Here is a 23,845-nt window from a genome sequence, read left to right as displayed (position 1 = left end):
GATAAATAGCTTAGTCCGCTGTTTTCAAACAGCTGTTTCACTAGGGAGTTAAAACTCTATACGTGCAACTAAAGACACATAACGCGCGCCTTGACGCCCCGTCACGAGTCCATAGTCTGGATTCAGTTCTAAGCCATTATCACCGTACTGCGCACGCTCTTCATTGATTGACATAGCACTATCACCATCAAATAAGTTATAGACGGTGCCTTTTAAAGTCATATTGGTACCAAAAAAGTCCGTGTTATAAGTCAATGACATATCGACATTCGTTAACCAAGGTAGGTTTCCTTTGCTACCACGAGGAGCTGGATTACCATTTTCATCGTAATGTGATGCTTGATCATAGTATTGGCTAATACACGCATCCCAAGGATTCCCCTCTGCACAGCTATCTACGCCCGCTGGATGAACTGAAAAGTAACTTTTAGGACGGCCTGATGTAGTACGGGCAACAAGACCAATGGTCAGAGCTTCTGTGATGTTGTATGCACCACTGAATTTAAATGCATGGCGGTGGTCGTTAGGTAAGTTACCGTAGCCGTGATCCATCAAATCGCCATAGTCATAAGAGGTTGTCCAGCCTGGATCAGCTTGGTCGTTATCCGTTTTCACAAGCCCTTCGGTGTTACCATAACTATGTGACCAGGTATATGAGGTATTAATACGTAAATCATCCGTCACATTGCCGTCTAAGGTAAACTCAAGTGCTAAGTACTTTCGCTTAGCCTCTGGTAAAGCAAGTTCATCAGCACTTAAATTAACCTCATCAATCTGGCCATCACCGTCAAAATCATATGACATTTGAATAGCTTCACCTGGGTTATTAAGCACATAATAAGAGCCTTGACCCACATTATCGGTAATGCCCATTTCTGCCAGCTTTTTAGCTAATACCGGGCCGATATCAGTGTCTTCAACACTGCGTCCAAGATCACGATAAATAGCGCGTACACCCGCTGACATAGTATCGAACACTTCTTGCTGATAGCCGATAGTAAATTCATCACTGTACATTGGTTTTAATGCAGATGAAGCAATCAACCCTGGTTCAGTAATACCACGCTGGCGCCAACGCCTATCTCGCAACATATCTCCTCTGCTTGGCGAGCCATCAGCCATTAAAGTTGGTGCACCGTTTGCGTCTAGTTCATCTAACTCAAAGTACTCAAACCATTCAATCGAAGCAGATCCTTGGGTGATATTCATGTTCGCAGATACGGGTTGGAAATAACGTCCATATGTAGCAAAAATCTTAGCGCTGCCATCACCCGATACGTCATAAATAGCTTGCAAACGCGGTGCTATTTGATTGTCAATATCAACGAAGGCACGACCATCTGATACCGTGTTTTCAAACTGGCTATAGCGTAGCCCCATGTTAAGCACTAAATTATCGGTTGCTTGCCATGAGTCGTTAATATAAAAAGCTAATGAAGTTGTATCTGAATCGACTTCGCGACTTCGAACTCGTCTTTCTATAAAGTCACTTCCTAAAGAAGCTCCCGATATATCATTATCACCGGCAGTTTTAACCGTCCACCAACCTTCTGCATCACCAATGCCGTTTTGGCCCTCAAAGTAATCAACTTTTACATTAGTGTAATCAACACCAAACTGGATTGAATGCATATCTAGATCCCAGTTGAAATCAATTCTTGCTTGGTCACGCGTAAATTCTTGTTCTGTTACCGATGAATTTGTGTGTTGACTTAAAGTGACAAAACCATCACGTTCATCCCAAACTCCAGGATTTGGAGATGCGACTACATTTTCAACGTTTTCAGTCACTCGGCCAACAACTGCTGAAACAGAAAAAGTATCAGTTAGGTAGCCATTATAATTTAAGCTATATACTTTACCGCCATCTTCCCCTGGTGCATCCACACCTTGTTGCTCACCAATCACATTCTCTTGCCAGCTGTAAGCAAAGGTTTTATCGGTCCAAGTGCGCTTATTGTTCATTGCTGAAAAACCCACTGAGTGATCTTCATTTATAAACCAATCTACTTTTGTAAACCAGCGGTCTTCATCGCGCTCAAAATCAGAATAAGTTGTTTGTCCTGCGCCAGCTGACTCTTCACGGCGCGGTGCAAACAAACCATAAAAAAACAAGGTATCTTCGATGATTGCACCACTAGCCCATAACTGAAGCTCTTTAAAATCGTAACTACTTTGCTTGGTATTAGTGCTAATAGTCCCATTTTCTTGATAAATAGAGTCGTGCTGGCTACGTAAACTATCAGGATCCCAACGTACTTCTGCACCGAAATTAAAGTCATTATCACCAGACTTAGACACCGCATTAACAATACCGCCAAGTGCTCCACCAAACTCAGGGCTAACACCACCCGTTTTCACTTGCGTTTGTGAAATAGCTTCCCATGGCAAGCGAATTGAGCCTAAACCTGTACGGATACTGGTTACGTTTAAGCCATTAAAGTAATAACCATTTTCAGCTGCTGATGAACCACCAAAGCTTGAAGCACCATTAAAACTTGCGCCACCCGGTGCCGCTGTACCTGGAGCTAATAACGCAATACTTTCAAAACCAGTGTTTACTGGCATAGCTTTTAATTCAGCATCACTGAATGTTAGACCTGAAGTAGACGAAGCCATATCTACACGGCGAATGGCGGATCCCGTAACAGCAATTCGCTCAATATCACTACCGGCTTTATATAATTGTGCATCGAGAATAATTGATTGACCAATCGTCACTGCAACATTTTCTTCAACTAACGGCTCAAAGCCTTCTTTACTTATAGTGACATCATATGTACCAACTGGCACATTGCGCAGTAAATAGTCACCATCATTATTACTAGTAATGGTATACACTAAGCCTTTACTTTTATGTTTTAAAGTTATTGTAGCCCCGGTTAAATCGTTGCCAGCTTGTGCCACTACATGACCTTTAACAATGCTACTACCATCAACTGCTTTTGCTGTAGGAGTCATTATTAATGCAGCCGTTACCGCCGTTGCTAACAGCGATTTAATGCCTATTCCCCGAGTTTGCTTTTTATTATTTGTAAACATGTGAATGTTCCCTTGTTCCTGTTGGTTTTATTGCCTATTTAACTTAGACGACAAAAAATATACACCCATTACATATTGTATACAATATTAAATATACACATAATTCATATTCATCTTTAAGCAACTGATCTTATTAATGAAAAATTCTTATAAACTTTCGACCCAACAGAAAGGATCTATTTATGGTGCTAATTGGAATAATAAAAAGGGAGGGAAGGCATCACTTCTGTATTATTGCTGCTGGAAAGCGAAAGCAATGCCTAAAGTTATAAATTAGAGTTTAATAGCCTGTACTAGTTGCTAGGTATATTTTTTAATTACTTTTTTCACCTTCTAATTTTATTAGTAATTTTTTTATATCGTTTTTAGCTTTAACAATATGATTTTTTAGAAATTCACAGGCATTTTGACAGTCTTTTTTTCTGCATAACTCAAGTAAAGTACGGTGCTCTTCAGGAGCTTTTGTTAAACCACCTGCCAATAAAATATGCATACGTACATAGCGCTCAGAGTTTTTACTATACATATCAACCAGCTCACGGGTTTGTGGGCGCGCGGCGCGGCTGTATAATTTAGCATGAAACTGACTGTTTAAATCTCCAGTAGCTAAATGAGTATCGCCAGCGTCCATAGCGCTTTCAAGCTCAGCTAAAATTAATTCTGCATCAATTAAATCCTGATCAGTTAAATTATTTATCGAATGTTTTAGTAGTTCCGCTTCGAGCAATGCTCTTAAATCAAAAATCTCATCAATTTGAGATGCCGAAAGCTGTGTAGCAGTCGCACCTTTATGAGCTTCAAAGTTGACTAACCCTTCAGCTTCGAGTTGAAGCAAAGCTTCACGTACTGGAATCCGACTTACGTTTAGCTCAGTGGCTAATGCTGCTTGACGTAATGGATCTCCCGCTTTGATTTCACCTGAAAGAATTTTTTCGCGGATAGCTTCTGCAACAAGCTGAGTTCGAGTTTTATGTTCTATGGCCATAGTAATTTTTATAAATTGCATTTAATATGCATTATACCTATGAAAACACGCATGCCAAGTTAGAATCCTTCATAATAAAGAGATAGCGGGAAATGCAATTTCCACTCCCGCTACAATTAACTAAGACTGATAGCAAATTGGTCGCAAAAATCTCAACATTGCATTTAACCCAACAGAAGTGCTGCGAACATCTGTGGAGCTTGGAAAAGGTCCACCATGGTTCATTGAGCCACATACTTCTACGCCGGTTGGCATTTGATTGTGTATTAAACGCCCTACTTTGTATTTCAGCTCTTCTATAACGTGTTCAGCTTTAGCTAAATCATCAGCGCTGTCATGCACACTTGCCGTAAGCTGCCCTTCAAGCGCTGCTACTAGTAAGCTTAACTGCTCCATGCTTTCATAACGAACCAATAAAGCGGCTGGGCCAAATACTTCTTCACGTAACATTGGAGTTGCTAAATAAGTATCAACATTACATGCAAATACGTGGGCATTACCATGAAAGTCTTCTGTGAGTTCCCCTTTAGCAATAAGCTCTACGTTTTCGAGCTCACTGCGCTGGCTAACTTGCTTTTTAAAGGTCTTCACAATACCTGGGGTTAATAAAGTATCTGAGGCGGCTGCACTAATGCAGTTGGCTACCTCGGCTTCTAATTCATCACAGCCCGTTGGTACCAGCCATAAGCCAGGACTGGTACAAAATTGGCCATTACCCATTAGCATTGATTGGCAAAGAGCTTCAGCCATAGCTTTACCTTCATTTTGCGCTTTATTGGGTAAAACTATTTGTGGGTTTATGCTACCTAGCTCACCATAAAATGGAATTGGCTCTTGGCGTTTCGCTATAGTAGCTTGCAGTAAGTTAGCCACATTAAACGACCCAGTAAAACCGACTGCTTTAATGACCGGAGCTGCGACTAATTGATGCGAAATATCGTAAACATCACTTTGCAGCATTGAAAATACACCTAGCGGCATGTCACATTCTTTAATCGCAGCAAGCGCTGCACGGGCCATTAACTCCCCAGTGCCTGGATGCGCAGTATGATTTTTAACAACCACTGGGCAGCCTGCTGCAAGTGCGGCGGCGGTATCCCCCCCGAGTGTTGAAAATGCATACGGAAAATTAGACGCACCAAATACAGCTACAGGCCCAAGAGGTAAGTAATTAAGCTCTGTACGAGGTTTAGGTAGTGGCGAGCGATTACTATCAGCTTCATCAAGCAGCTTTAAACCTAGTGGTGAGTCTGGGTTTTCACGCAGTGCACTGGCAAATGCTTTTAACTGATTAACCGTGCGCATTCGCTCACCTTGTAAGCGTGCCATAGGTAAATTGGTTTCTTGCGCGGTTTGCGTTAGTAAATCATCGCCAAGTGCTAAAATTTGCTCTGCAATACACGCTAAAAAATCTGCACGCTGACTAAAACTCGTTTTTCTGTACTCGATAAAAGCATTATTAGCAGCATCAACTGCCATATTTAACTGAGTACTCGTTACATTAAAGTAGCGTGTCGATAATGGTTGATTTTTAGCCGGTGAAAAGGCTTGAAATTCACCTTGCTCAGCGCGACCTTGCCATTGTCCGGCAATTAGGCTTTGTCCTGTTAATGTCATGCTTTTCTCCTCGTTAAATTACTTGAAACCCATAGGCATATGGGTCGTCGTCATCTACTGTAATGGTGCTCGTTCCGGTTACCCGAGACCAGCCGCGAATGCTAGGTAAAATAGCAGTTTGACCTGCCACTTCAGACACCTGCTCTATACAGCCAATAAACTGGCTGCCAATATAACTTTCATGAATAAATGCATCGCCTTGCTGCAATAAGCCTTTACTAAACAACTGAGCCATGCGGGCGCTAGTGCCTGTTCCGCATGGTGAGCGGTCAATAGCTTTATCTCCATAAAAAACCGCATTAGCCGCATCTGAGTTGGAATTTTTGGGTGAGCCAGTCCATAACACATGGCTAGCACCTTGAACGGTAGAGTCGAGCGGATGGATACATTGTATTTTGGCATTAATAGCATCACGCACTAATGGGCTGTATTTGATTAATTGCCCTGCACTAAAATGTTCAATACCTTTAAAGTTGCCCTGTGGTTCAACAATAATATAAAAGTTACCACCAAAGGCGATATCAACCTTTAATTCGCCCAGCTCTGGAATATTGATACATATAGACTGATGCGCTAAATAAGCAGGCACATTGTAAATTTTAACCCACTGCACTTTACCACCAGTCATTTCATAATTGACCTGAACTCGTCCTGCTGGCGTATCCAGTTTTAAAGTACCGGGGGTTTTAGCATGTAGCAAACCATGCTCTAAGGCGAAGGTAACAATACCCATTGTACCGTGACCACACATAGGTAAGCAGCCGGAAGTTTCTACAAATAAAATGGCTGCATCACCATCTTCGCTAGTAGGTGGGTATAAAAAACCGCCCGACATCATATCGTGACCTCTGGGCTCAAACATGAGCGCTTGACGGATCCAGTCATGGTTAGCTAAAAAGTCCTGGCGCTTTTCGCTCATGGTATTTCCCTGTAACAGAGGGTGGCCACTTGTTATAAGCCGCACAGGGTTACCGCAAGTATGGCCATCAATACAAAAAAATGTTCCTTTGCGCATCACTTAATCCAATTTAGGTTTATTTACATCAACACAATACGCTTTCGCAGTATCGTTAAGCGTTGATGAAGAAGTTTTTTCATTTACAACCAGTGGTTTAAAATCTGCTATAGCTTTTACTATAGCGCTGCCAACTAGTTGCCATGTAGAGCTAACTAACTCATCACTATTAAACTGAGCGGCCATTGCTGGGTTTATGCCATGCCAATTGGTTTTCATTTGCCTATTCCGAACTGAATTTATACTTGATATGATAGGTATATTGTATACAATAATCAATATCCTATTTTAATATTAAATTTATAAGTACACACCCTTAAAAGATTACAAATAACAAATTACACATAACTAATTGAAAGTTAAACTAAAAATGAGTTAGAAAGAGCTTGTAGAGTTTTTTTCTTACTACTTGTCAGTAAATACAATATCGATTTATTTTTTAAAAAACGTATAGCGTTTTACTTTTATCATCAGGGGAAGGTAATTTTGACCAATACAAGAACTCAAAGAGTCGCCGTGATCGGTGCCGGTGTAATTGGTATTTGCACAGCTTTACAGTTACAACAAGCTGGCTTTGCAGTGACGCTATACGATGAAAATGGCCTAGCGCAAGGCTGTTCAAAAGGTAATGCTGGGCACTTTGCCACCGAACAGGTATTTCCTCTAGCGCAGGTAGCATTATTAAAAAAATTACCTGCTATGCTTTTTAACCCATTAGGACCATTGCGCATTGATTGGCGCTATGCAATAAAAGCTCTCCCTTGGTTTTGGCAGTTTATTAAAAATATGCCTAGTGCCAGATTTATTGCACATACACATGCTCTCAAAGCTTTAAATGAACATGCAATTCATGCTTATGAAAGATTATTAGCAAACTATCAACTGGGCCACCTGCTTACTAAACAAGGGAGTTTACTTACCTTTGAAAAAACCCCATTGGTTGATGTGCAGCGCACCTTGGCTATGTATCAAGCGCAAGGAATTAAAGTAAAGCTACTTGATACAAAGCAAGTACATGCTCTAGAGCCCAGTTTATCCGATAAAATAAGTCACGCTTTATTATTTGAAGACGTTGCTCATAGTATTGAACCACATTTATTTTGTATCCAATTAGCGCAAAAGTTCAGTTTATTAAAAGGGCAATTTCGTCAACAGAAAGTAGTTGCTATCACGCCTAAAAGTGAAGGTTTTATGGTGAGTGATGAACAAGATAGTCTCAATTTCGATAAAGTCGTGATCGCAGCGGGTGCTTGGAGTGTCTCTCTCATCGAGCCGCTAGGATACACAGCACCTTTAGATACCGAGCGCGGTTACCACTGTATGGTTAATATTAATCATGGCCTAACACGGCCCGTAGCTTCTGCTGAACGGAGTCTTATCATGACCCCGATGAGTCAAGGGTTAAGAGTGGCAGGCACAGTGGAGTTTGCGGGTATAAATAGAAAGGCTAACAATAAACGTGCATTAGCTTTACTGCCCCATGCACAAGCGTTATTAGCTAGCCAGCCTCTTAGTGCAACGACTACATGGATGGGCTGTAGGCCATCATTGCCTGACTCATTACCTATAATAGGCCAAGCCCCCAATCACAATAACCTGTACTTTGCCTTTGGTCATCAGCATTTAGGGTTGACACAAGGAGCCATAACTGCCGAGTTAATTACAGATTTGTGTCTCAATAAAGCCCCCTCCATAAATTTAGAGCCATATTCTATAAAACGGTTTATGCGCTAATTCTTTAAAAATTATAATTAAACAAATACATAGGAGAACCTAATGATGACCAAAGGTATTAGTACTCAAACGAAAGAACAAGCACTTGCTAGTCTTTCCAATATGACTCGCGATTTAACTCCCATTCAAGCTGATGAGCATCTAGCCCGTATTGCCCGTGCTCAAGAGTATATGCAAGCCAATAATATTGATGCCATTTACTTAAATGCAGGGACTAACCTTACTTACTTTACGGGTATGCGCTGGTACGCAAGTGAGCGCATGGTCGGTGCTATTTTACCCGCGAAGGGCGAATTACAATATATAGCTCCTGATTTTGAAATTGGCTCTCTCAATGGCTTTAAAGTTATAGAAGGCCCAATTCGCGGCTGGCTTGAACACGAAAGTCCTTATGCATTATTTGTCAAAGTGCTCACCGAAATGGGCATTGCTGAGAGTGGCACTGTAGGGATTGACGAAAGCGCGCAGTTTTTCATTTTCGATGGCATAAATAAAGCGCAAACAGGCTTAAACCTTGTTAATGCACAGCCTGTTACTGCTCATTGTCGCATGCATAAATCAGCAAACGAACTAAAGCTAATACAACGCGCGATGGATATGACCTTAAAAGTTCATCAGGCCACTGCCAGTATGCTATATGAGGGTATAAGCACGACTGAGGTAGAAGAATTTATTAAACAAGCCCACCAAAAAGTTGGCGCGCCAGGTAACTACTTTTGCATAGTTTTGTTTGGCCTCGCGACATCATTTCCTCATGGTGTCAAAGAACCACAGATTCTTAAAAAAGGAGATATGGTTTTAATTGATACTGGCTGTAAAGTACACGACTACTTATCAGATATTACACGCACTTACGTATTTGGTGAAGCTACGGACCGCCAACGACAGTTTTGGAATTATGAAAAAGCCGCACAAATGGCCGCTTTTGATGCAGCTCAAATAGGTCAAAGTTGTGAAAGTGTCGACCACGCTGCCCGCGCTTACTTAGCTGAGCAAGGCCTTGGACCTAAGTATCAAACTCCAGGCTGCCCACACCGTACCGGGCATGGCATAGGCTTAGACATCCATGAATGGCCTTATTTGGTCGGCGGTGACAAAACACCTCTAGCCGCTGGTATGTGCTTTAGTAATGAGCCAATGCTCGTTGTACCTGGTGAATTTGGTGTGCGTTTAGAGGATCACTTTTATATTACTGAAAATGGTCCAAAGTGGTTCACTGAACCCGCTCATAGCCTCGAAAACCCATTTGGGTTATAAGATAAATATACTCATTGCTGCACGGCGAATGCTTACCGTGCAGCTAATTAGTACTTGAAAGAACTAGAAAACGAATTAGCCTAACAAGTCCAAAGCTTTGAGTCTCTCTCTAGCTAAAAGATATCTTGCACAAACGTCATCAATTTGCTGTTGAGTTAATTTATTACCGAAGGTACGAAGTCCACCATCCTTATCGTCATGATGAATTCCAAATGCGCACTTAAGGTACTCCATAAGTAGCGGTTGAGCATCCAAGTAAGAGATGGAATTCATAGCCTGAGAAATTTTGTTAGCCTCAGCCCATTCCCCTTTATTTACATACTCCTGCATCGTCACACTCGCTTTTGGAAAGATACAACCTACACCTGTGATCCCGCCACATGCTCCTGCTAGTCCGGCATGCACAGTGACTGTGTCTACACCTGCCAAAATTTTAGCATCTTTGTTTTCTAACATTATCGTCTCAATGATTGAAACGTCTGAGGTTGATATTTTTAGTGCAGTAACTTCTGGAAGCGCAGCAAGTTTTTTAAGAAGCTCTGTTGACAGTGCATGATAGCCCGCTGCATCAGGGTTATTATAAGGCATAATAGTGATCCCCGCCTCTTTTGCGGCTGTTGCACAAAGCGCATAATACGCATACATGTCTTCATCACTAGGTGCTTCTTTGGTTTTTGGCGGCATAACCATAACGGTATCTACGCCAACAGATGCTAGTTGCTTTACAATTTCAGCTATTTCTTCTTTCGTTTCTGCCGCTGCGCCACTGATCAGTGGGACACCATATTCTTTTGCAACATCAGAAAGAGCTTCAAGTAAAGAAAGACGCTGATCAACACTTAGATAACTATTTTCACCTAATGTGCCTGAGCCAACAAGCCCCCCCATTCTACTACCGCCTTTCCCTTGCACTTTTAAAATTTCTGCAGCATATTTCTTTGTTGTATCAAAGTCTATTTCAAATGATCCAGATTCAGACTCTTTTAGCCATGTGAATACGGCCGGCATAACTGAAAAGCGCCAATCTGTGTTCGTTGTTTTCATCATATTTCCTGTTGCTTAAAGGTAACTCCTATAAATATTAACACAAATAGAATATTGTATACAATATTCTATTTGTGTTAATTCTCTTGTAATTTGTGAAGCTTAAGCAGTGGTGATTAATTTATCCCATAGTGTGATTAGTCTGGTGAACTGAATTAAACAGTGCCAATTATTGGCACCATTTACCTTGCCTTTGAGCAATTAGTAATAAATGTGCTGCGCTCCATGAAAAGTTAGGCGCTCCTTGTTGCTCACCATTAAGCGGATTATAATTCTCACGTATTGGCGCATTAGAAAGCAAACCATTGGCATGATTTAATAGCTTTTCACTTAATTGTTGAGCTTGTTTGCAATAACCGTAATGACTCATACCTACTAACCCAAAGTAAGCTTGATCAAGCCATACTCGTCCACGCCAATAGATATCCGCACCGAAAGCCGGATTAGTCAGCGCAGCACTGCCAAGCGGAACGTAAGTATTAAACTCATTGTTATCAAGCATTGTTTTTACCACATCACTGGCCTGTTCCATACTCGCTACTTGATTAAACAACGGTGACCACCCTTCAGGACCTTTGCCTCTTTTTACTAAAGGCCTCCCAGCGCAACCATTCGCTAAGGGGGTATCTGCTATTTCAATGTCGTAGTAGAAGCCTGTATTTTTATCAAACATGCACCGATTGATATAATCCCTTAACCGAGCGGCTTGCCTTAAAAAGTAACTTGCTTGGTGCGGTAACTTAAGCTGCTTCGCTATTTTACTTAAATAACGGTTATCAGCAGCCATATAAGAGGCTTGATCCACAGATTCTTGCAATAATGAATACCCAACTAATGTACCTGTATCATTACGATTTTCTGCAAAACCAACGTACCAGTCACCACGAATCCCGCCGTTTTTTATATAACGATTTAACTGTTGATTATTTATAAAACCAAACACAGCAGCATCATCACGACCAGATTCCCAAGATGCGGCTGTTTGTGCCGGAACTTTAATTTCTAAGGTTGCTTCATCGCTTAGGTAAGTCCTATAGTTTTTTAAGCCACTTCTTGTTCGCCAACCTGCCGAGGTTTTTACTTTAAATAATAACTTGCCGTCACGAGTATTATGAACTTTATCAACAGTGGCACCATACTCTGGCACACCGTTTTTATTATGATCACGATTGCGTAGCCACCATTCACGATAAGCAACTAGTTTAGGGTATATGTGCGCGAGCCACTGAGTATCGCCTGTATTTTCAAACACCTGCCACACAGCCCAAGCTGCCAAGCTTGGCTTAGTATTACGCTCATTCCAATTTGTGCCGTCCCCACCGCGTTTTGCACTAAAATTATAGGCCACTAAGTCAGGTATAAATCCAGCATCCCATGGCCTGACAGCATCGTTTGGCGTTATTTGATGCTCAAACACAGCATTCAAATTTTGTTTAGCAAGCTCTGGATTAAATGTTACCAGTGCATATGCCTGCTTGTAGCTATCCCAAGGCCAAGTTTGATTACCTGAAAACCAGCGACCGGTCACGGCAGGACTAACGGTATCAAAACCTACTGCACCAGCTTTACTGCGCCAATTCCCAATTAACGTTTCAACACTTTTTACTGCAAGTTTTTGTAGAGCTGGTTGCTTGTTACTAATTGGCTGTGTGGCTTTATTTATATACTCTTGCCAACGTAATTTACTAAGTGATAAATGATGTTCGGGTTGCTTTAAAATTTTATCAATAACCTCTTTTTCACGTACCGCTTCTTGATTATTTAATAAATATGAATAGCTTGTGTAGAATGTACGATTGTTTTTTATGTGCGTTGTGCTTGAGTAACTTAGGTCGTCATGACGTGTTCTAACCGCTAACGTTTTTTTAAGCAATAACTGTGAGCTCCCCGAAGTGAGTATGTGTCCATGCGCCCTTACTTTGCCAAAACTAATCGCAATACTATTGTTGGTGACTTGCCATCGGGGGGTTAATTTCGGATAAACCACAAATGGCGAACACCCCTCTCTTTCAGTGCCATTGTTAGCACGTAAATGGTTTATAAGCTGTCCTGTGAAATGTAATGTAACAGGCTCAGTGGTTTTAATCTGTGTTTTAACTAATGAAGTGCGATTTGTCACAAAGCGCAAAGTAAGCGTTATGTTTACCCCATCACCGCTTAGCTCTTGCACTAACGCGCCGGGTTCGCTGTAAGCCCGCATTGCTAGCTTCACTTTATTGGCCTCATCGACTTTCAGGCCTTTATAAACAGTCAGCTTTTCTAGATAAGGCGCTATAAAATTTAAATACTCCTCAGTAACAATAGCAGGCCCGGTGAACGCGCCGACGTTTTCATCCGTTGGTAGCAAATGTCCATGCCACGCGCCTAGATCAAAAAGAGGGCTAAAACGTTGGTGGCCGCCTTGCTCAAAGTCCTGCATATAATATGGGCTTCCGGTTCTATCTATTAAGTTTTTATAATCAACCACCTCACTAGCAGCAGCCTCACAATGACTGATTAAAAGCACGGTGATTAAAATAAACAGATTTTTAAAAATCATTTATTTAGCCCTTTTTGTATCGCGCTAATAAATAAAAACCAAACCCAGTAGCTAGTGCAATGCCTGCAAATAATAACCACATGATTTCAGGTGACTTTATCTCTTTGACCAGGTAGCCGTAGCTCCACCCAGACAAAAATCCAGCAAATAAAAAGCCTAATGCCATAGACACAAAGTAATAACCCATAAACATCGCAGCACTGCCTTTTGGAGCTATGCTGGCAACATACTCTTGGCTTTTTGGTGAGGTGAGCATTTCACCAAAAGCAATTAATAATATAACCGTTACCACTACTAAACCTCCCAACTGACTTAGTAATACCCCCGCACTCATTAATAACAACACTAAAAAAGCACCTGCTGTGACAATTAAACCGCTTATTAAGACAGATATAACTTTAAAATGCTGACATTTAACACTTACTATTATTTGTAACAGAACAATAGCTGCAAAATCTAAATTAATCAGGTATTCAGGGTTTACCTGTCGGTATTTAAGCCACTGCTGCGCCACTTGCATACTTTGCTCAGCTGAAAAGTTAGAAGCACTAGCTTGTTTAAAAAATAACGCTATTTCAGCAACAGGAACATTGACTTTTAGGTGGACTAACTCTAGACGCACTGCCTCTAAATTTATCTCTTTGACTGGTGTTAGACTTTGAGTAGCAGCCAGTGTTTGCAGTTTGTTACTTAAAGCTTGAATATCAACATAAGCAAAAAAATCCACTGCTGATTGACCAAAGTAACTCAAGAGTGCAACTAAATCTTGAGTATCAATATAGTCACGTATAAACAGAGGTAGAGTATAAAAAATTTGGTTATATACCGTCCAAAACCCCGTTAATATTGCTAAATATAGTGCAAAACTACGATTGCTAACCCTCACCGGTTGTAGATACCATTTAGACGCTTTTTGCACGCTTACGCACTTATCCCATAACCAGTTCGCAGCTAACCAAATCGTAATTAGTGAAAAAGCTTGAGTGTATGTTAACCAGCTAACTCCCCCCGTCATTAAAATAATTACACTGGTAAACAGTAATAATGCGAAACGGCTGTTACCCAAAACATGTTGAGCTTGCTGTAAAACCGCTGCCGCACCTATGCTGCTACGTAGTTTACTGCTTGACTCACGGTAAAAAAGCAATGGAATAAAATTAATAACAATCCAAGATGCCGACATAATAAATACCGCATCCCAACTAATAGTCCTTAAATACCCAGCCACTAACGGGCCAATGAAGCCCCCCAAATTAACCATAGTGTAAAAAATACCAAAGCCTAATCCTCGGTTACTGTCGTTAGTATTTTGACTAATAGTGCCTACTACCACAGGTTTAAAGCAGGATGCACCAAAAGCGACTAACATTAAAATCATAAAGAACGAATTAAAATCAGTCACTTGACCTAAGAAGTAATAGCTTGGCGCCATCACAACAAATGAGCATGTAAACATTTTTTTATAGCCATAGCGATCGGCAAAAGCCCCAGTGATCACAGGTAATAAGTATAAAAAAAACGGAATTATCCCCTGTACGGCGCCTCGCTCTGCATCACTAAATCCGACCCCCCCTTGCTCAATGGGTGTGGTCATATACACCGACGATACTGCAAAAAAGCCATACCAAGCTAAACGCTCAAAAATTTCCATGGTATTAGCCAAGTAGAAACCTAACCCAAAGCTACGCCAAGTTTGTTTATTTTTGCCAGTTTCCTGCTGTGCTGCTGATTGTAATTGTTGGTTATTATTCATAGTTTACTTTTTCAATTAAACGCAGTATTTTATATTGCATACAATATACAGACAAAACAACTAAAATGACAAAAATTATATCTCTCACATTATTAACTTTACTACTCACTGCCTGTCAGCCCACGCCTAATACTAGTGCGAATAATAAACCTGATATCGGCAACATAAAAAGCGGCCCAAGTAAAATGCAAGCAAACATTACCGTCCAGGGCTATACCAGCACACTCAATAATATCGATATTGAGTTTTTAGGAAAAACAATTCCATATACATACAGCGATGGCAAAATAGGAAATAGTCGGGGCTACAACTGGTGGGTAAGTAAGCACTTTGCGCTAAAAAGTGATCTACCCAAAGAGAAGGTCACGCTATACTTAGAGCTACTTGAAATGGCATATCCACATTATGTTGCTTTATTTGGTATGGCTCCCCCAAATATTGAGCGCCAACGCATTGCAGTTGTTTATGGTAGTAGTCGCTCCCGTGTACGAGAAGCCATGCTTGATGATGGTTTTTTACGTGGGGTACATAAAACGGCCGGTGGTGAAACCATGTTTTATAACCGTGCCGGATATAATTTCCCCAGCCACCGTGAGCACCATCAGCGTTATATAGTTATTCACGAAACCATGCATGCTTTTCATATGGCATTAAACGGCCATTCAACGTGGGCACCTAATTGGATCACCGAAGGTTTAGCTGATTCGATTGCTCACCATGTTTATGATCCTAAGCAAAAACAACTCACCGTCATGGTATTTGATCGCGCCCCAATGAATTACATTGAAACCGGTTTAAAACAATATTACAGCGCAAATAAACCTACAATTGAAGAAATAAATGACGATCCAGCACTAAAACGTGGACTTAATTTTTTTATTATTCATTATCTTTTAAGCTCTCCTGAACGGGCACAGTACTTTGCTCACTTTATTGAAGAGCTCAGATTAGCGAACCCACACAGCGAAGCCACACTTTCAACAGCTAACTCACTGCTTAAAAGTACTTTTAAAAATTGGTCGGAAATAGAACAAGGTTTTGCTGATTTTGTAGAAAATATCCAACCTAGTTTCCATATTGTATCAGGGCCTTGGGAGCAAGACGGTAACGCTTACTGGCTACGTAATACTCAATCAACGGCGTTATCACGATTAGATATTAATCCCCCCTCAGCTGCCAACCACCCAATCATGGACTTTCCAGCGCCAAAACCGAGTTCACTCATTGATGTAGCAAATAAAAACCAAGTGGCCGCGCTAATCGAGTTCGAAGCTGCTCAATTACATCGAGGAAAAATTGGCATAGCATTACAAGGAAAGCGTGACCAACAAAATCTAAAATATCGCCGCACTTTTATTGGTGAAGAGCAAGTGAATGATGATCAATTACTGATGCTGCTTATTGAAGATGGCAGTCACTTAATTATAAATGCACAAAGCTACGATAACTTTAAAGCAAAGCAAATAGCCCTGACACCTGAGATAAAAAGTGCATTAATTGCAGATAAGAAACTTGCAATAAACCTAACGCTCGAGCAAGCACAATTAAGCATTAACTTGCACGCTCAAAGTGACAGTCAAAAAGTAACCCAACAATTTTCTATTCCCCTGAATAAGCAAATGATTTCAACACTTAACAGCGAAAAGATCAGCTTATTAGGTCAAAATAACAACCATAAAATCACCCCGTACTTATTTAACCCTACCCCCACTCGCTTGGTGTCTGTCACAGCAGAGAATGCGCTTACAAACCCTTGGCTTTTTAAAAATTATGCTCTATTAAACCGAGTGTTTAAAACCTGCCAGCAACACGAGAGATTTATACCACAATGCGATCTTGAGTTGAGTAATATTTTGGCAAAATTACCCTCTATAGAGCTGCACGATAAAGCCAGTTCTGAACTAGAGTTCTTGGAAAATCAATATATAACCACATTAAATAATACTGGTTTTAGTACTCTTTCCGGGGTTAAATCTGATATTTATTATCACCAACAAAAGCCTTTTTTAAGAGTGGTCAATCCAACTGGTTCCTCTTTAGAAATTACTGCACAAGTATCGCTCATAGATAGCGCTGATAAGCTAATCAAAACTCATCAGCTCAAACGCAACTTGACTTCAGGAACACATAATATCTCACTGCTAACAGAAATAAATGCTGATAAGATTACTATTGCGCAAACTCTCAAATGGAAGTCGTTAACGCACCAAACTACGCTCTCAAAACGAGTAACCCCGTTTAATGGCGTTGAGTTTAATGTAGTAAAAACGAAAGAGCATGAAGACCATTGGTTAGTAGCGTTTAATTTATCTGGTCCTTATTCTGGAGAAACAACTGGGGACATTATTCTAACCTCAACATTATTCGAGCAAGCCACCCCCGCAAAATCTCAACAGAAAAGTGTTGATATAGCACCTTATGAACAAAAAACATACACCTTCAAAGTAACAAAAACTGACAAACCACAACAGATTTCTGTAAAGGCCATTTTAAATGTTGATGGTGAGCCTATTCGTCTTATTCAAGAGCTTACTTTGTCCTAAGCTTAACAATAGGACAAAAGCCACTTTCGCAAGAAAGTGGCTTTTGCCTCCTCTTTAGATTACCATTGTTTAGTCCAGCGTTAACTGAGTTGATGTTGCTTTCTTTCTCTTGGTATTCAGCCACCTTTGGCCTAATTTAATTACCTTTCAATGCACTCATCAATATTGAAGTTGTCAGCTTTGGCGACACTTTTGCAACGTAAGTACAATTGAATGTTTATTTTTCAACTTTACATCCAAGTAGTTCAATTTATAGTTAGTTTAAAACACCAGAAAAAAGCTAAAGGGGTGTTTTGACTTTGAAGAAATGAACCTTTGCATTTGTTTCTTTATAAAAAAAGAGCCACCAGAAAACTGATGACTCCATTATATAAAGTGCGTGAGATCACGCTTTAAGTTTATATATTAACTAACGACACCCTTGACTGTTAAAGTCGACGACTAAGCTTGCACCAGTGCTATTACCAGCTACTTTTAGGTAGCCCCAGTATTCACTCTGGCCTGAAATATAAATACACTCTCCATTTCCGCTATTATTTGACTCAGCCACTTCATTGTTACCATTTGGCCAACCACTTGCAGCGTAGCTTAGACTTAAATCACCACTACCATTAGCGGTGGTGATCGCAATACCATTTTGGCCTTGAACATCTGCAATGCTAAACCACATAGGATCGCTATTACCTAGACAAATTACTTCGCCATCATTTAAGCGGCCACTGCTTCGGCTACCTTGACTAGCACACACATCTGGCACGTTAGAAGTCACTTGGGTAAATGATGCTGTTAACTGAACGTTATCAAATGCATTATAACCTCTAACCATCACATGGTATCGGCCTACTTGTGCAGGATTTATAGCACACGACTCTTCGTTACCACCAATGTAAGGGCGACAATCATATATAGCTTCACTCGGTGCTGCTTCAAAACTTACATATAAATCCGCATCACCTGTACCACCAGTTAAATTAAACATAAGGTCGCTGGCGCCTGAAGGAACATCAAAAGTGAAATATAAAAATTCATCTTGAGCGCCACTAATGTTAATTGGCTGGCTATTCAATAGCACACCATCATCAACACTACTGTCAGCTTCGATAGTTGCTACTGTAGTGACAGTTTGGCTTGCACCTTCATTATCAACCACAGTTAATGTTATGGTGTATTCTCCTGCACTTGTGTAACTATGAGTAGGATTTGCCAGATTTGAACTGCTACCATCGCCAAAGTTCCATTGATAACTGGCGATACTACCATCGCTATCATTACTACCATTACTCGTGAAGCTAATATTGTTATTTTGCATGCCAGAATATGGGCCATTAATTTGTGCTACTGGTGGGGTATTAGTGCTCGTACCTGCAACTAAGTCATCGCACCACTGTACAAATTCATTCTCATAGTTATTGGCCCACTCTACAGTTTTTGATTTATAGGCACTCCAATTACCAGTGCGGGTATGAGCCAACATGGCATCAAGTTCGTTGTTGTGACGTTCAAACATAAAGCGAACAGCTAAGTAACCCCAGCGATAAATTCGATCTTGATCAAATCCATCATAGGTGGTGTCAAAAATTTGCGCTAGTGTATAGCGCGAGCCATCACTAATAGTGGCTTTTGCAGCATCGTTGTTATTTAAATTAGCAACATACTCTGCAACCCCTTCAGACCACCAGACAATATCTTCTGTGGGTGCGTTAAAGTCACCATATAAGTCGAAACGGCCATCTAAATAGTGAACATACTCGTGCTCTAAGTTCCATACATAGTGCTCTGCATTGGCATAACTTGCTTCATAAGCTATAAAATTAGCTTGGTTGCCAGCTACAGATGGGTCACCTTCTAAATACATACCGCCATTGTTAGTATTTATACCAAAGATAGCACCTGCGTACTTGCTATAATCGTCACTACTGTCAAAAATATTTACTTGTAAAAAGTTATTGTTGTCATCAGCAACAGGGGTGTTATTTGTGGCTAGCTTATTATGAAAAAGCCCTTCTTCAGCGCCCATAGCATCACATGCTGCTGCATGTTGAATAGCCGTCATATTTTGCGAGCGAATTTTTATAGTACTACTACAGCTATAATTTTGTGACAACACTTGTTGAGTTAGTTCATCAACAAAGCCACAAATACCGTAGTCATTACAATCTGAGTAATAACTTACAGAATCAGCTGCTGCAAGCCATACTGCATCACCATAACCAAAACTGTTATAGGTGCTAAAAATAGCTTTCAAACCAGTATCAACACTTGCTTGTATTGGCGTGCCTGAATATTGTTTTAAACGAGCTAATTCACTGGCAGCGTTAACAATCAAGTATTGTGCATCTGAGTCTATCATCCACTGCTTTTGAGTAAATGCGCTTAGCTTAGCAACTAAGTCAGTATCAGTGCCGATAGCGGTTACAAATGCATCATTCCACTGGCCACGATAAAGTAGCGTGAAAATACCATTAACAGCACTACGCATATTCCATTTTGCAGCATAACTCTCATTGAAGCGCGTTAACCACTGCTTTACCACGTTTAAGTAACGATGCTGCTGCTCAGCACTATCCATAGTTATGATAACTTCAGCAAGTGTTTTACCGTGTCCATCATTATCATCATAAAAGTGGCTATTGTTTACAAATGCATCTATAGCATCAACTACTGCAGGTTGTACCCAAGAGCTAAAATTCACGTCAGCATTATAAAACTCAACATAAAAACCCGCACGCAAATATAAAAACAGCGCTTCTAAATCAACATCTCCACCACCAGCATAAGTCTGTGAGAGTGACTTAGCATGATTTGCAACGGCATACATGTTATCTGAACTATAAACCTGACTCTGAATAGAAGATGGCGCACTAAAAAGTTCATTAATGCAATTAGTACCTTGGCTCTTAAGTTCAGTGATAATTGCACTAGTGCTTGCACTTGCCATCGCAGCTAAATCACAACTGACAACGGCGGCTTGGCTGCGCATCATAAATTGATTAAGTTGTTGTGGCTGCTTTTGCAACTCAGCTATAGGGGCTTTTTCATTATGTTGGTGATCTACACCGTGATGATGTGTGCGCTCAACTTCTGCATTTCTTGGTGTAAACAAGCGCTCTTGCAGGTTAGCTGATTGAGCTAAAGAGCTTGCTCCAAGTATAGGTAGCGCCAGAATTAATGTTTTAATTTTCATAATTTACCTTTGATAATTATTGTTTTCTCTATCCAACTCAGAAAGAGAAACACTTTTGTAACATAAAATTATCACTGTATACAATATATTTTATATTTACATAACAGTGTAAGTAGATTCTGTTGATGGTTTGACGAAAGAAATAAGGTCTGAAGTTAATCTATATTTCAACTAAGAAAACAAAGTCATTAAATATTTAGGATGAGAAGTATTGCTAGAAAGGACAAAGCTGTAGATATGCGTAAATGTAAATACACCCTAAACTAAAGATAAACTTGTATAATGTAAAAGTAACGAAATTAACAGCTCTTAAAATTAAAATAGTTTTAAGTTGGCCACACTCAGGTCATCATTTGTTTAGATGTTAGTATTTACTATCTAGAAAAGGTAAGGGAGCAAATAGCGCTCTCGGAATGGTCGAGCCTGCAACTTAACCTACGGAGAGCAACGATTTTTATCTTTAATAATCAACCCTTGCCAACTTTCATATGCTGGGCCGCCTTGGTCTCCTCCACCAGTTACAGCGATTACTTTACTGGGCAAAATAAATGACAACCCTAACAATATGGCGAATTTGTTCATGCAAAAATCCTTTAGTTTCTTCAATAACCCTCACAAATTTGGGGGTTATACGGATCATAAATGCTGTCCTGCTGATTTATCAAATTTAAGTTTTTTTAAAAATGCGCGTTTTTAAACATCCTGTATCGTTACTCTTGAAATTCAAATTTGGAGAAATACATGAAACCTTTAAAAGGTCACCTATTAATCGCGATCACTGTACTAAAAGTTTCAGCATGTTCTAGTAACGGTATCCATGAAAAAATTGAACAGATAGAAGTTGCTCACCAAAAGCAAGTTGATAAAAAAACCGAGAAAATGGACCAACTCATTAATAGTATTCCAGATTGGTACTTAGATGTACCTCAATCTGACTCAACAGGTGTATTTGGGGTTGGATACGGTTCATCAAACAAACCTCCTTTTGCATTAAAAGCAGCCGAGCTCAGAGCTAAATTTGATGTAGCAAAGAGCTTTAAACAGCTTATCTCTGGCCAAGAGCGTTCATATGAAAACCAGACTCTAGATTCAAATCTTGAGACTCAAATTAATATGCTTATTGATTCAATTGTCGAAGAAGTTAGTGTTGCCGGTGCGCAGAGAGTAAAGCGTGAATTGTATAATGTTGATGGAGTAGCAAATGCATATGCTCTTGTAAAAATGCCTTATGAAGAATTTAACCGAGCAATACAGTCTTTGCGTGCTAAAACAGTAGAAGAGAAAATCTCTGTAGCATTCGATGAACTTGAAAAGCGACTGCAGAATAGAAAGAGCGATGAACAAAAAGCAATTCAAGCCACTCACCAGCGTGATGTTGAGCTTAAAGAGCTTGAAATCAAAAAAGAGGTAGAGCTACGAAAAGCTGAGCAGAGGGCGTTCAGAATTCTGTGTCAGCCTAAATTTCTAAATATCTAGCACGCCATCTAATCTACCTTCGAAGTGGATGGCTAATTGCGACAATGTCAGATTCCAACTATGGATTGGCATTGTCCATTTCTTCGAAGCATTCAATATGCCCGCATACAATAATTTCATCAAGCTATTTTCATTTGGAAATGCGCCTTTGGTTTTGGTTAACTTCCTAGACTGGCGATGCACAGCTTCAGTGGCGTTGGTGGTGTAAATGGCCTTACGCACGTAGTCTGGATACTTGAAGTAAACCGACAAGTTAGCCCACTTTCTACGCCAAGATTCGATGACAATAGGATATAGCTTGCCCCATTTAGCATCTAGTTCGTCTAGGGCTGCTTCTGCGGCATCTTTGGTCGTTGCACGGTAGACTGGTTTTAAATCAGCCATGAACGCTTTTTGGTGAATCGCCCCGAGTTCATCGGAGACCAGTTTGTTTAAGTCAGGCCACTTTACCTGACTCGCTTAAATTATCATAGTAATCTGTTTCATATTGAGCTGGTGAAATATACCCAATTGAAGATTATAGGCGTTGATTATTAAACCAATTAACCCACTCTAACGTTGCGTATTCAACAGCATCAACATTCTTCCACGGGCCATTTCTGCGAATAACCTCTGTTTTAAATAATCCATTTATTGTTTCAGCCAATGCATTGTCATAAGAGTTACCCACACTGCCTACAGACGCTTGAATTCCAGCTTCAGCAAGTCGCTCAGTGTATCGTATAGACAAATATTGACTCCCTCTGTCGCTGTGGTGAATTAACCCCTCGGGGTTGCCACGGTGCCAAATAGCTTGCTCTAACGCATCAAGAACAAGTTCTGTGTGCATTGTCGTTGATACACGCCAACCTACAATGTATCGTGAAAAAACATCTATCACGAAAGCCACATAAACAAACCCACTCCATGTGGCAACATAGGTGATATCAGCGACCCAAAGTTGATTTGGCTGCTCAGCAGTAAATTGACGATTAACTAAATCCAGTGGCTTATCTTGTTGCTCGTCAGGTATCGTTGTCTTATGTGCTTTACCCCGACGAACACCTTGAATTCCCATAATTCGCATCAATCGCTCGACTGTACAGCGGGCGACTTGATGGTCGTCAAGCTGTAGCTGCTTCCAAACTTTTCTTGCACCATAAACTGACATATTATCCTCCCACACTTCGCGAATGAGTATCATCAATTCAGCATCACGTTTTTTGCGGTTAGACAGTCGTTCAGGCTCTCTTTGTATCTGTTTATGAGAATAATACGTTGATGGTGCAATCAGCAATTCCTTGCAAATTGACTCGACACCGTAATGCTCTCGGCAAGCATCAATAAAATCAACTCTTACTTCTGTTTGCGGTCGAGCTCCGCTTGGGCGAAAAAAGCGGCAGCTTGCCTCAGGATATCATTCGTTCGCTTGAGCTCTTTATTCTCGCGCTCTAAGGCGGCGAGTCGTTCTTCAGTTGATTGAGTGTTAGAAGATGGTTTAGACGGTTGAGTTTGAGATTTCTTAACCCATGCTCTAAGTGTTTCTGGAGTACATCCCAGTTTATCTGAAATCGATACTAGCGCAGCCCAAAGAGAGGGGTATTCATGCTGTTGTGTAGTAACAAGCCTAATTGCACGTTCACGAAATTCTGATGTATAGCGATTTGATTTTTTCAT

General features: G+C 40.5%; 14 protein-coding genes, 2 pseudogenes and 1 other annotated feature. Of the genes and pseudogenes, 4 read left to right on the top strand and 12 right to left on the bottom strand.

Going from position 1 to position 23,845, the window contains the following annotated elements; genetic code table 11:
• Positions 1–48: 48 nt before the first annotated feature.
• The 5 genes from NYF15_RS21120 to NYF15_RS21100 form a co-directional block, all read right to left on the bottom strand.
• On the bottom strand, positions 49–3,042 hold the full coding sequence (locus NYF15_RS21120) for a TonB-dependent receptor domain-containing protein (protein WP_371354595.1): 2,994 nt from the start codon (positions 3,040–3,042) through the stop codon (positions 49–51).
• A gap of 313 nt (positions 3,043–3,355) precedes the next feature.
• On the bottom strand, positions 3,356–4,027 hold the full coding sequence (locus tag NYF15_RS21115) for a GntR family transcriptional regulator (RefSeq protein ID WP_069439272.1): 672 nt from the start codon (positions 4,025–4,027) through the stop codon (positions 3,356–3,358).
• Positions 4,028–4,147: 120 nt separating this feature from the next.
• Positions 4,148–5,644, bottom strand: coding sequence for an aldehyde dehydrogenase (NADP(+)) (locus tag NYF15_RS21110; protein ID WP_371354594.1), 1,497 nt, complete (start codon positions 5,642–5,644; stop codon positions 4,148–4,150).
• A 13-nt stretch (positions 5,645–5,657) separates the two neighbouring features.
• Positions 5,658–6,659 (bottom strand): 4-hydroxyproline epimerase, encoded by a 1,002-nt coding sequence (locus tag NYF15_RS21105; RefSeq protein ID WP_075593974.1) that lies wholly within the window; start codon positions 6,657–6,659, stop codon positions 5,658–5,660.
• Between the two features lie 3 nt (positions 6,660–6,662).
• Positions 6,663–6,878: a hypothetical protein gene (locus NYF15_RS21100; RefSeq protein ID WP_250659873.1), complete on the bottom strand. Its 216-nt coding sequence runs from the start codon at positions 6,876–6,878 to the stop codon at positions 6,663–6,665.
• A gap of 267 nt (positions 6,879–7,145) precedes the next feature.
• Between NYF15_RS21100 and NYF15_RS21095 the strand changes: the two genes are divergently transcribed.
• Together NYF15_RS21095 and NYF15_RS21090 are read left to right on the top strand one after the other, a co-directional pair.
• A complete protein-coding gene (locus tag NYF15_RS21095) occupies positions 7,146–8,393 on the top strand; it encodes an NAD(P)/FAD-dependent oxidoreductase (RefSeq protein ID WP_371354593.1) in 1,248 nt (415 codons plus the stop codon).
• A 42-nt stretch (positions 8,394–8,435) separates the two neighbouring features.
• Positions 8,436–9,650: a M24 family metallopeptidase gene (locus NYF15_RS21090; protein ID WP_371354592.1), complete on the top strand. Its 1,215-nt coding sequence runs from the start codon at positions 8,436–8,438 to the stop codon at positions 9,648–9,650.
• 75 nt (positions 9,651–9,725) lie between these two features.
• Here the strand turns inward: NYF15_RS21090 and NYF15_RS21085 are convergent, their stop codons facing one another.
• From NYF15_RS21085 to NYF15_RS21075, 3 genes are all read right to left on the bottom strand, one after another.
• Positions 9,726–10,694, bottom strand: coding sequence for a dihydrodipicolinate synthase family protein (locus tag NYF15_RS21085; RefSeq protein WP_193988916.1), 969 nt, complete (start codon positions 10,692–10,694; stop codon positions 9,726–9,728).
• 169 nt (positions 10,695–10,863) lie between these two features.
• Complete coding sequence (gene ygjK, locus NYF15_RS21080) at positions 10,864–13,233, bottom strand: alpha-glucosidase (RefSeq protein ID WP_371354591.1); 2,370 nt, start codon at positions 13,231–13,233, stop codon at positions 10,864–10,866.
• A gap of 4 nt (positions 13,234–13,237) precedes the next feature.
• On the bottom strand, positions 13,238–14,986 hold the full coding sequence (locus NYF15_RS21075) for an MFS transporter (RefSeq protein ID WP_371354590.1): 1,749 nt from the start codon (positions 14,984–14,986) through the stop codon (positions 13,238–13,240).
• 65 nt (positions 14,987–15,051) lie between these two features.
• Here NYF15_RS21075 and NYF15_RS21070 point away from each other — a divergent pair, with 65 nt between their 5' ends.
• Positions 15,052–17,529 (top strand): hypothetical protein, encoded by a 2,478-nt coding sequence (locus NYF15_RS21070; protein WP_371354589.1) that lies wholly within the window; start codon positions 15,052–15,054, stop codon positions 17,527–17,529.
• Positions 17,530–17,938: 409 nt separating this feature from the next.
• Here the strand turns inward: NYF15_RS21070 and NYF15_RS21065 are convergent, their stop codons facing one another.
• Both NYF15_RS21065 and NYF15_RS21060 read right to left on the bottom strand, forming a co-directional pair.
• Positions 17,939–20,713, bottom strand: coding sequence for a collagenase (locus tag NYF15_RS21065; protein ID WP_371354588.1), 2,775 nt, complete (start codon positions 20,711–20,713; stop codon positions 17,939–17,941).
• Between the two features lie 435 nt (positions 20,714–21,148).
• Complete coding sequence (locus NYF15_RS21060) at positions 21,149–21,295, bottom strand: hypothetical protein (protein WP_371354587.1); 147 nt, start codon at positions 21,293–21,295, stop codon at positions 21,149–21,151.
• A 159-nt stretch (positions 21,296–21,454) separates the two neighbouring features.
• On the opposite strand from NYF15_RS21060, the gene NYF15_RS21055 reads away from it, so the two are divergent.
• Positions 21,455–22,189 carry a hypothetical protein gene (locus tag NYF15_RS21055; protein ID WP_371354586.1) on the top strand — a complete coding sequence of 245 codons (735 nt, stop codon included), beginning with the start codon at positions 21,455–21,457 and terminating at the stop codon, positions 22,187–22,189.
• On the opposite strand, the pseudogene NYF15_RS21050 reads toward NYF15_RS21055, so the two are convergent.
• Positions 22,178–22,588: pseudogene (locus NYF15_RS21050) on the bottom strand (transposase); the annotation flags it as partial. The gene NYF15_RS21055 and the pseudogene NYF15_RS21050 sit on opposite strands and share 12 nt — an antisense overlap.
• A gap of 37 nt (positions 22,589–22,625) precedes the next feature.
• Positions 22,626–23,845, bottom strand: a pseudogene (locus NYF15_RS21045) (IS3 family transposase).
• Positions 23,451–23,567 (bottom strand) — a sequence feature (AL1L pseudoknot). (Overlaps the previous pseudogene by 117 nt.)

This window comes from Pseudoalteromonas sp. 68 DY56-GL68 (assembly GCF_041414825.1).
In the GTDB taxonomy this organism is placed as follows: Bacteria; Pseudomonadota; Gammaproteobacteria; order Enterobacterales; family Alteromonadaceae; genus Pseudoalteromonas.
The sequence above is the reverse complement of the archived record's forward strand: the minus strand, read 5'-3'. Positions and strand labels throughout refer to the sequence as shown.

Coding starts and splice junctions, on each gene's coding strand:
- NYF15_RS21090 (WP_371354592.1), top strand. CDS start 8,436: ATGATGACCAAAGGTATTAGTACTCAAACGAAAGAACAAGCACTTGCT.
- NYF15_RS21120 (WP_371354595.1), bottom strand. CDS start 3,042: ATGTTTACAAATAATAAAAAGCAAACTCGGGGAATAGGCATTAAATCG.
- NYF15_RS21110 (WP_371354594.1), bottom strand. CDS start 5,644: ATGACATTAACAGGACAAAGCCTAATTGCCGGACAATGGCAAGGTCGC.
- NYF15_RS21070 (WP_371354589.1), top strand. CDS start 15,052: ATGACAAAAATTATATCTCTCACATTATTAACTTTACTACTCACTGCC.
- ygjK (WP_371354591.1), bottom strand. CDS start 13,233: ATGATTTTTAAAAATCTGTTTATTTTAATCACCGTGCTTTTAATCAGT.
- NYF15_RS21065 (WP_371354588.1), bottom strand. CDS start 20,713: ATGAAAATTAAAACATTAATTCTGGCGCTACCTATACTTGGAGCAAGC.
- NYF15_RS21055 (WP_371354586.1), top strand. CDS start 21,455: ATGAAACCTTTAAAAGGTCACCTATTAATCGCGATCACTGTACTAAAA.
- NYF15_RS21085 (WP_193988916.1), bottom strand. CDS start 10,694: ATGAAAACAACGAACACAGATTGGCGCTTTTCAGTTATGCCGGCCGTA.
- NYF15_RS21075 (WP_371354590.1), bottom strand. CDS start 14,986: ATGAATAATAACCAACAATTACAATCAGCAGCACAGCAGGAAACTGGC.
- NYF15_RS21115 (WP_069439272.1), bottom strand. CDS start 4,027: ATGGCCATAGAACATAAAACTCGAACTCAGCTTGTTGCAGAAGCTATC.
- NYF15_RS21105 (WP_075593974.1), bottom strand. CDS start 6,659: ATGCGCAAAGGAACATTTTTTTGTATTGATGGCCATACTTGCGGTAAC.
- NYF15_RS21060 (WP_371354587.1), bottom strand. CDS start 21,295: ATGAACAAATTCGCCATATTGTTAGGGTTGTCATTTATTTTGCCCAGT.
- NYF15_RS21100 (WP_250659873.1), bottom strand. CDS start 6,878: ATGAAAACCAATTGGCATGGCATAAACCCAGCAATGGCCGCTCAGTTT.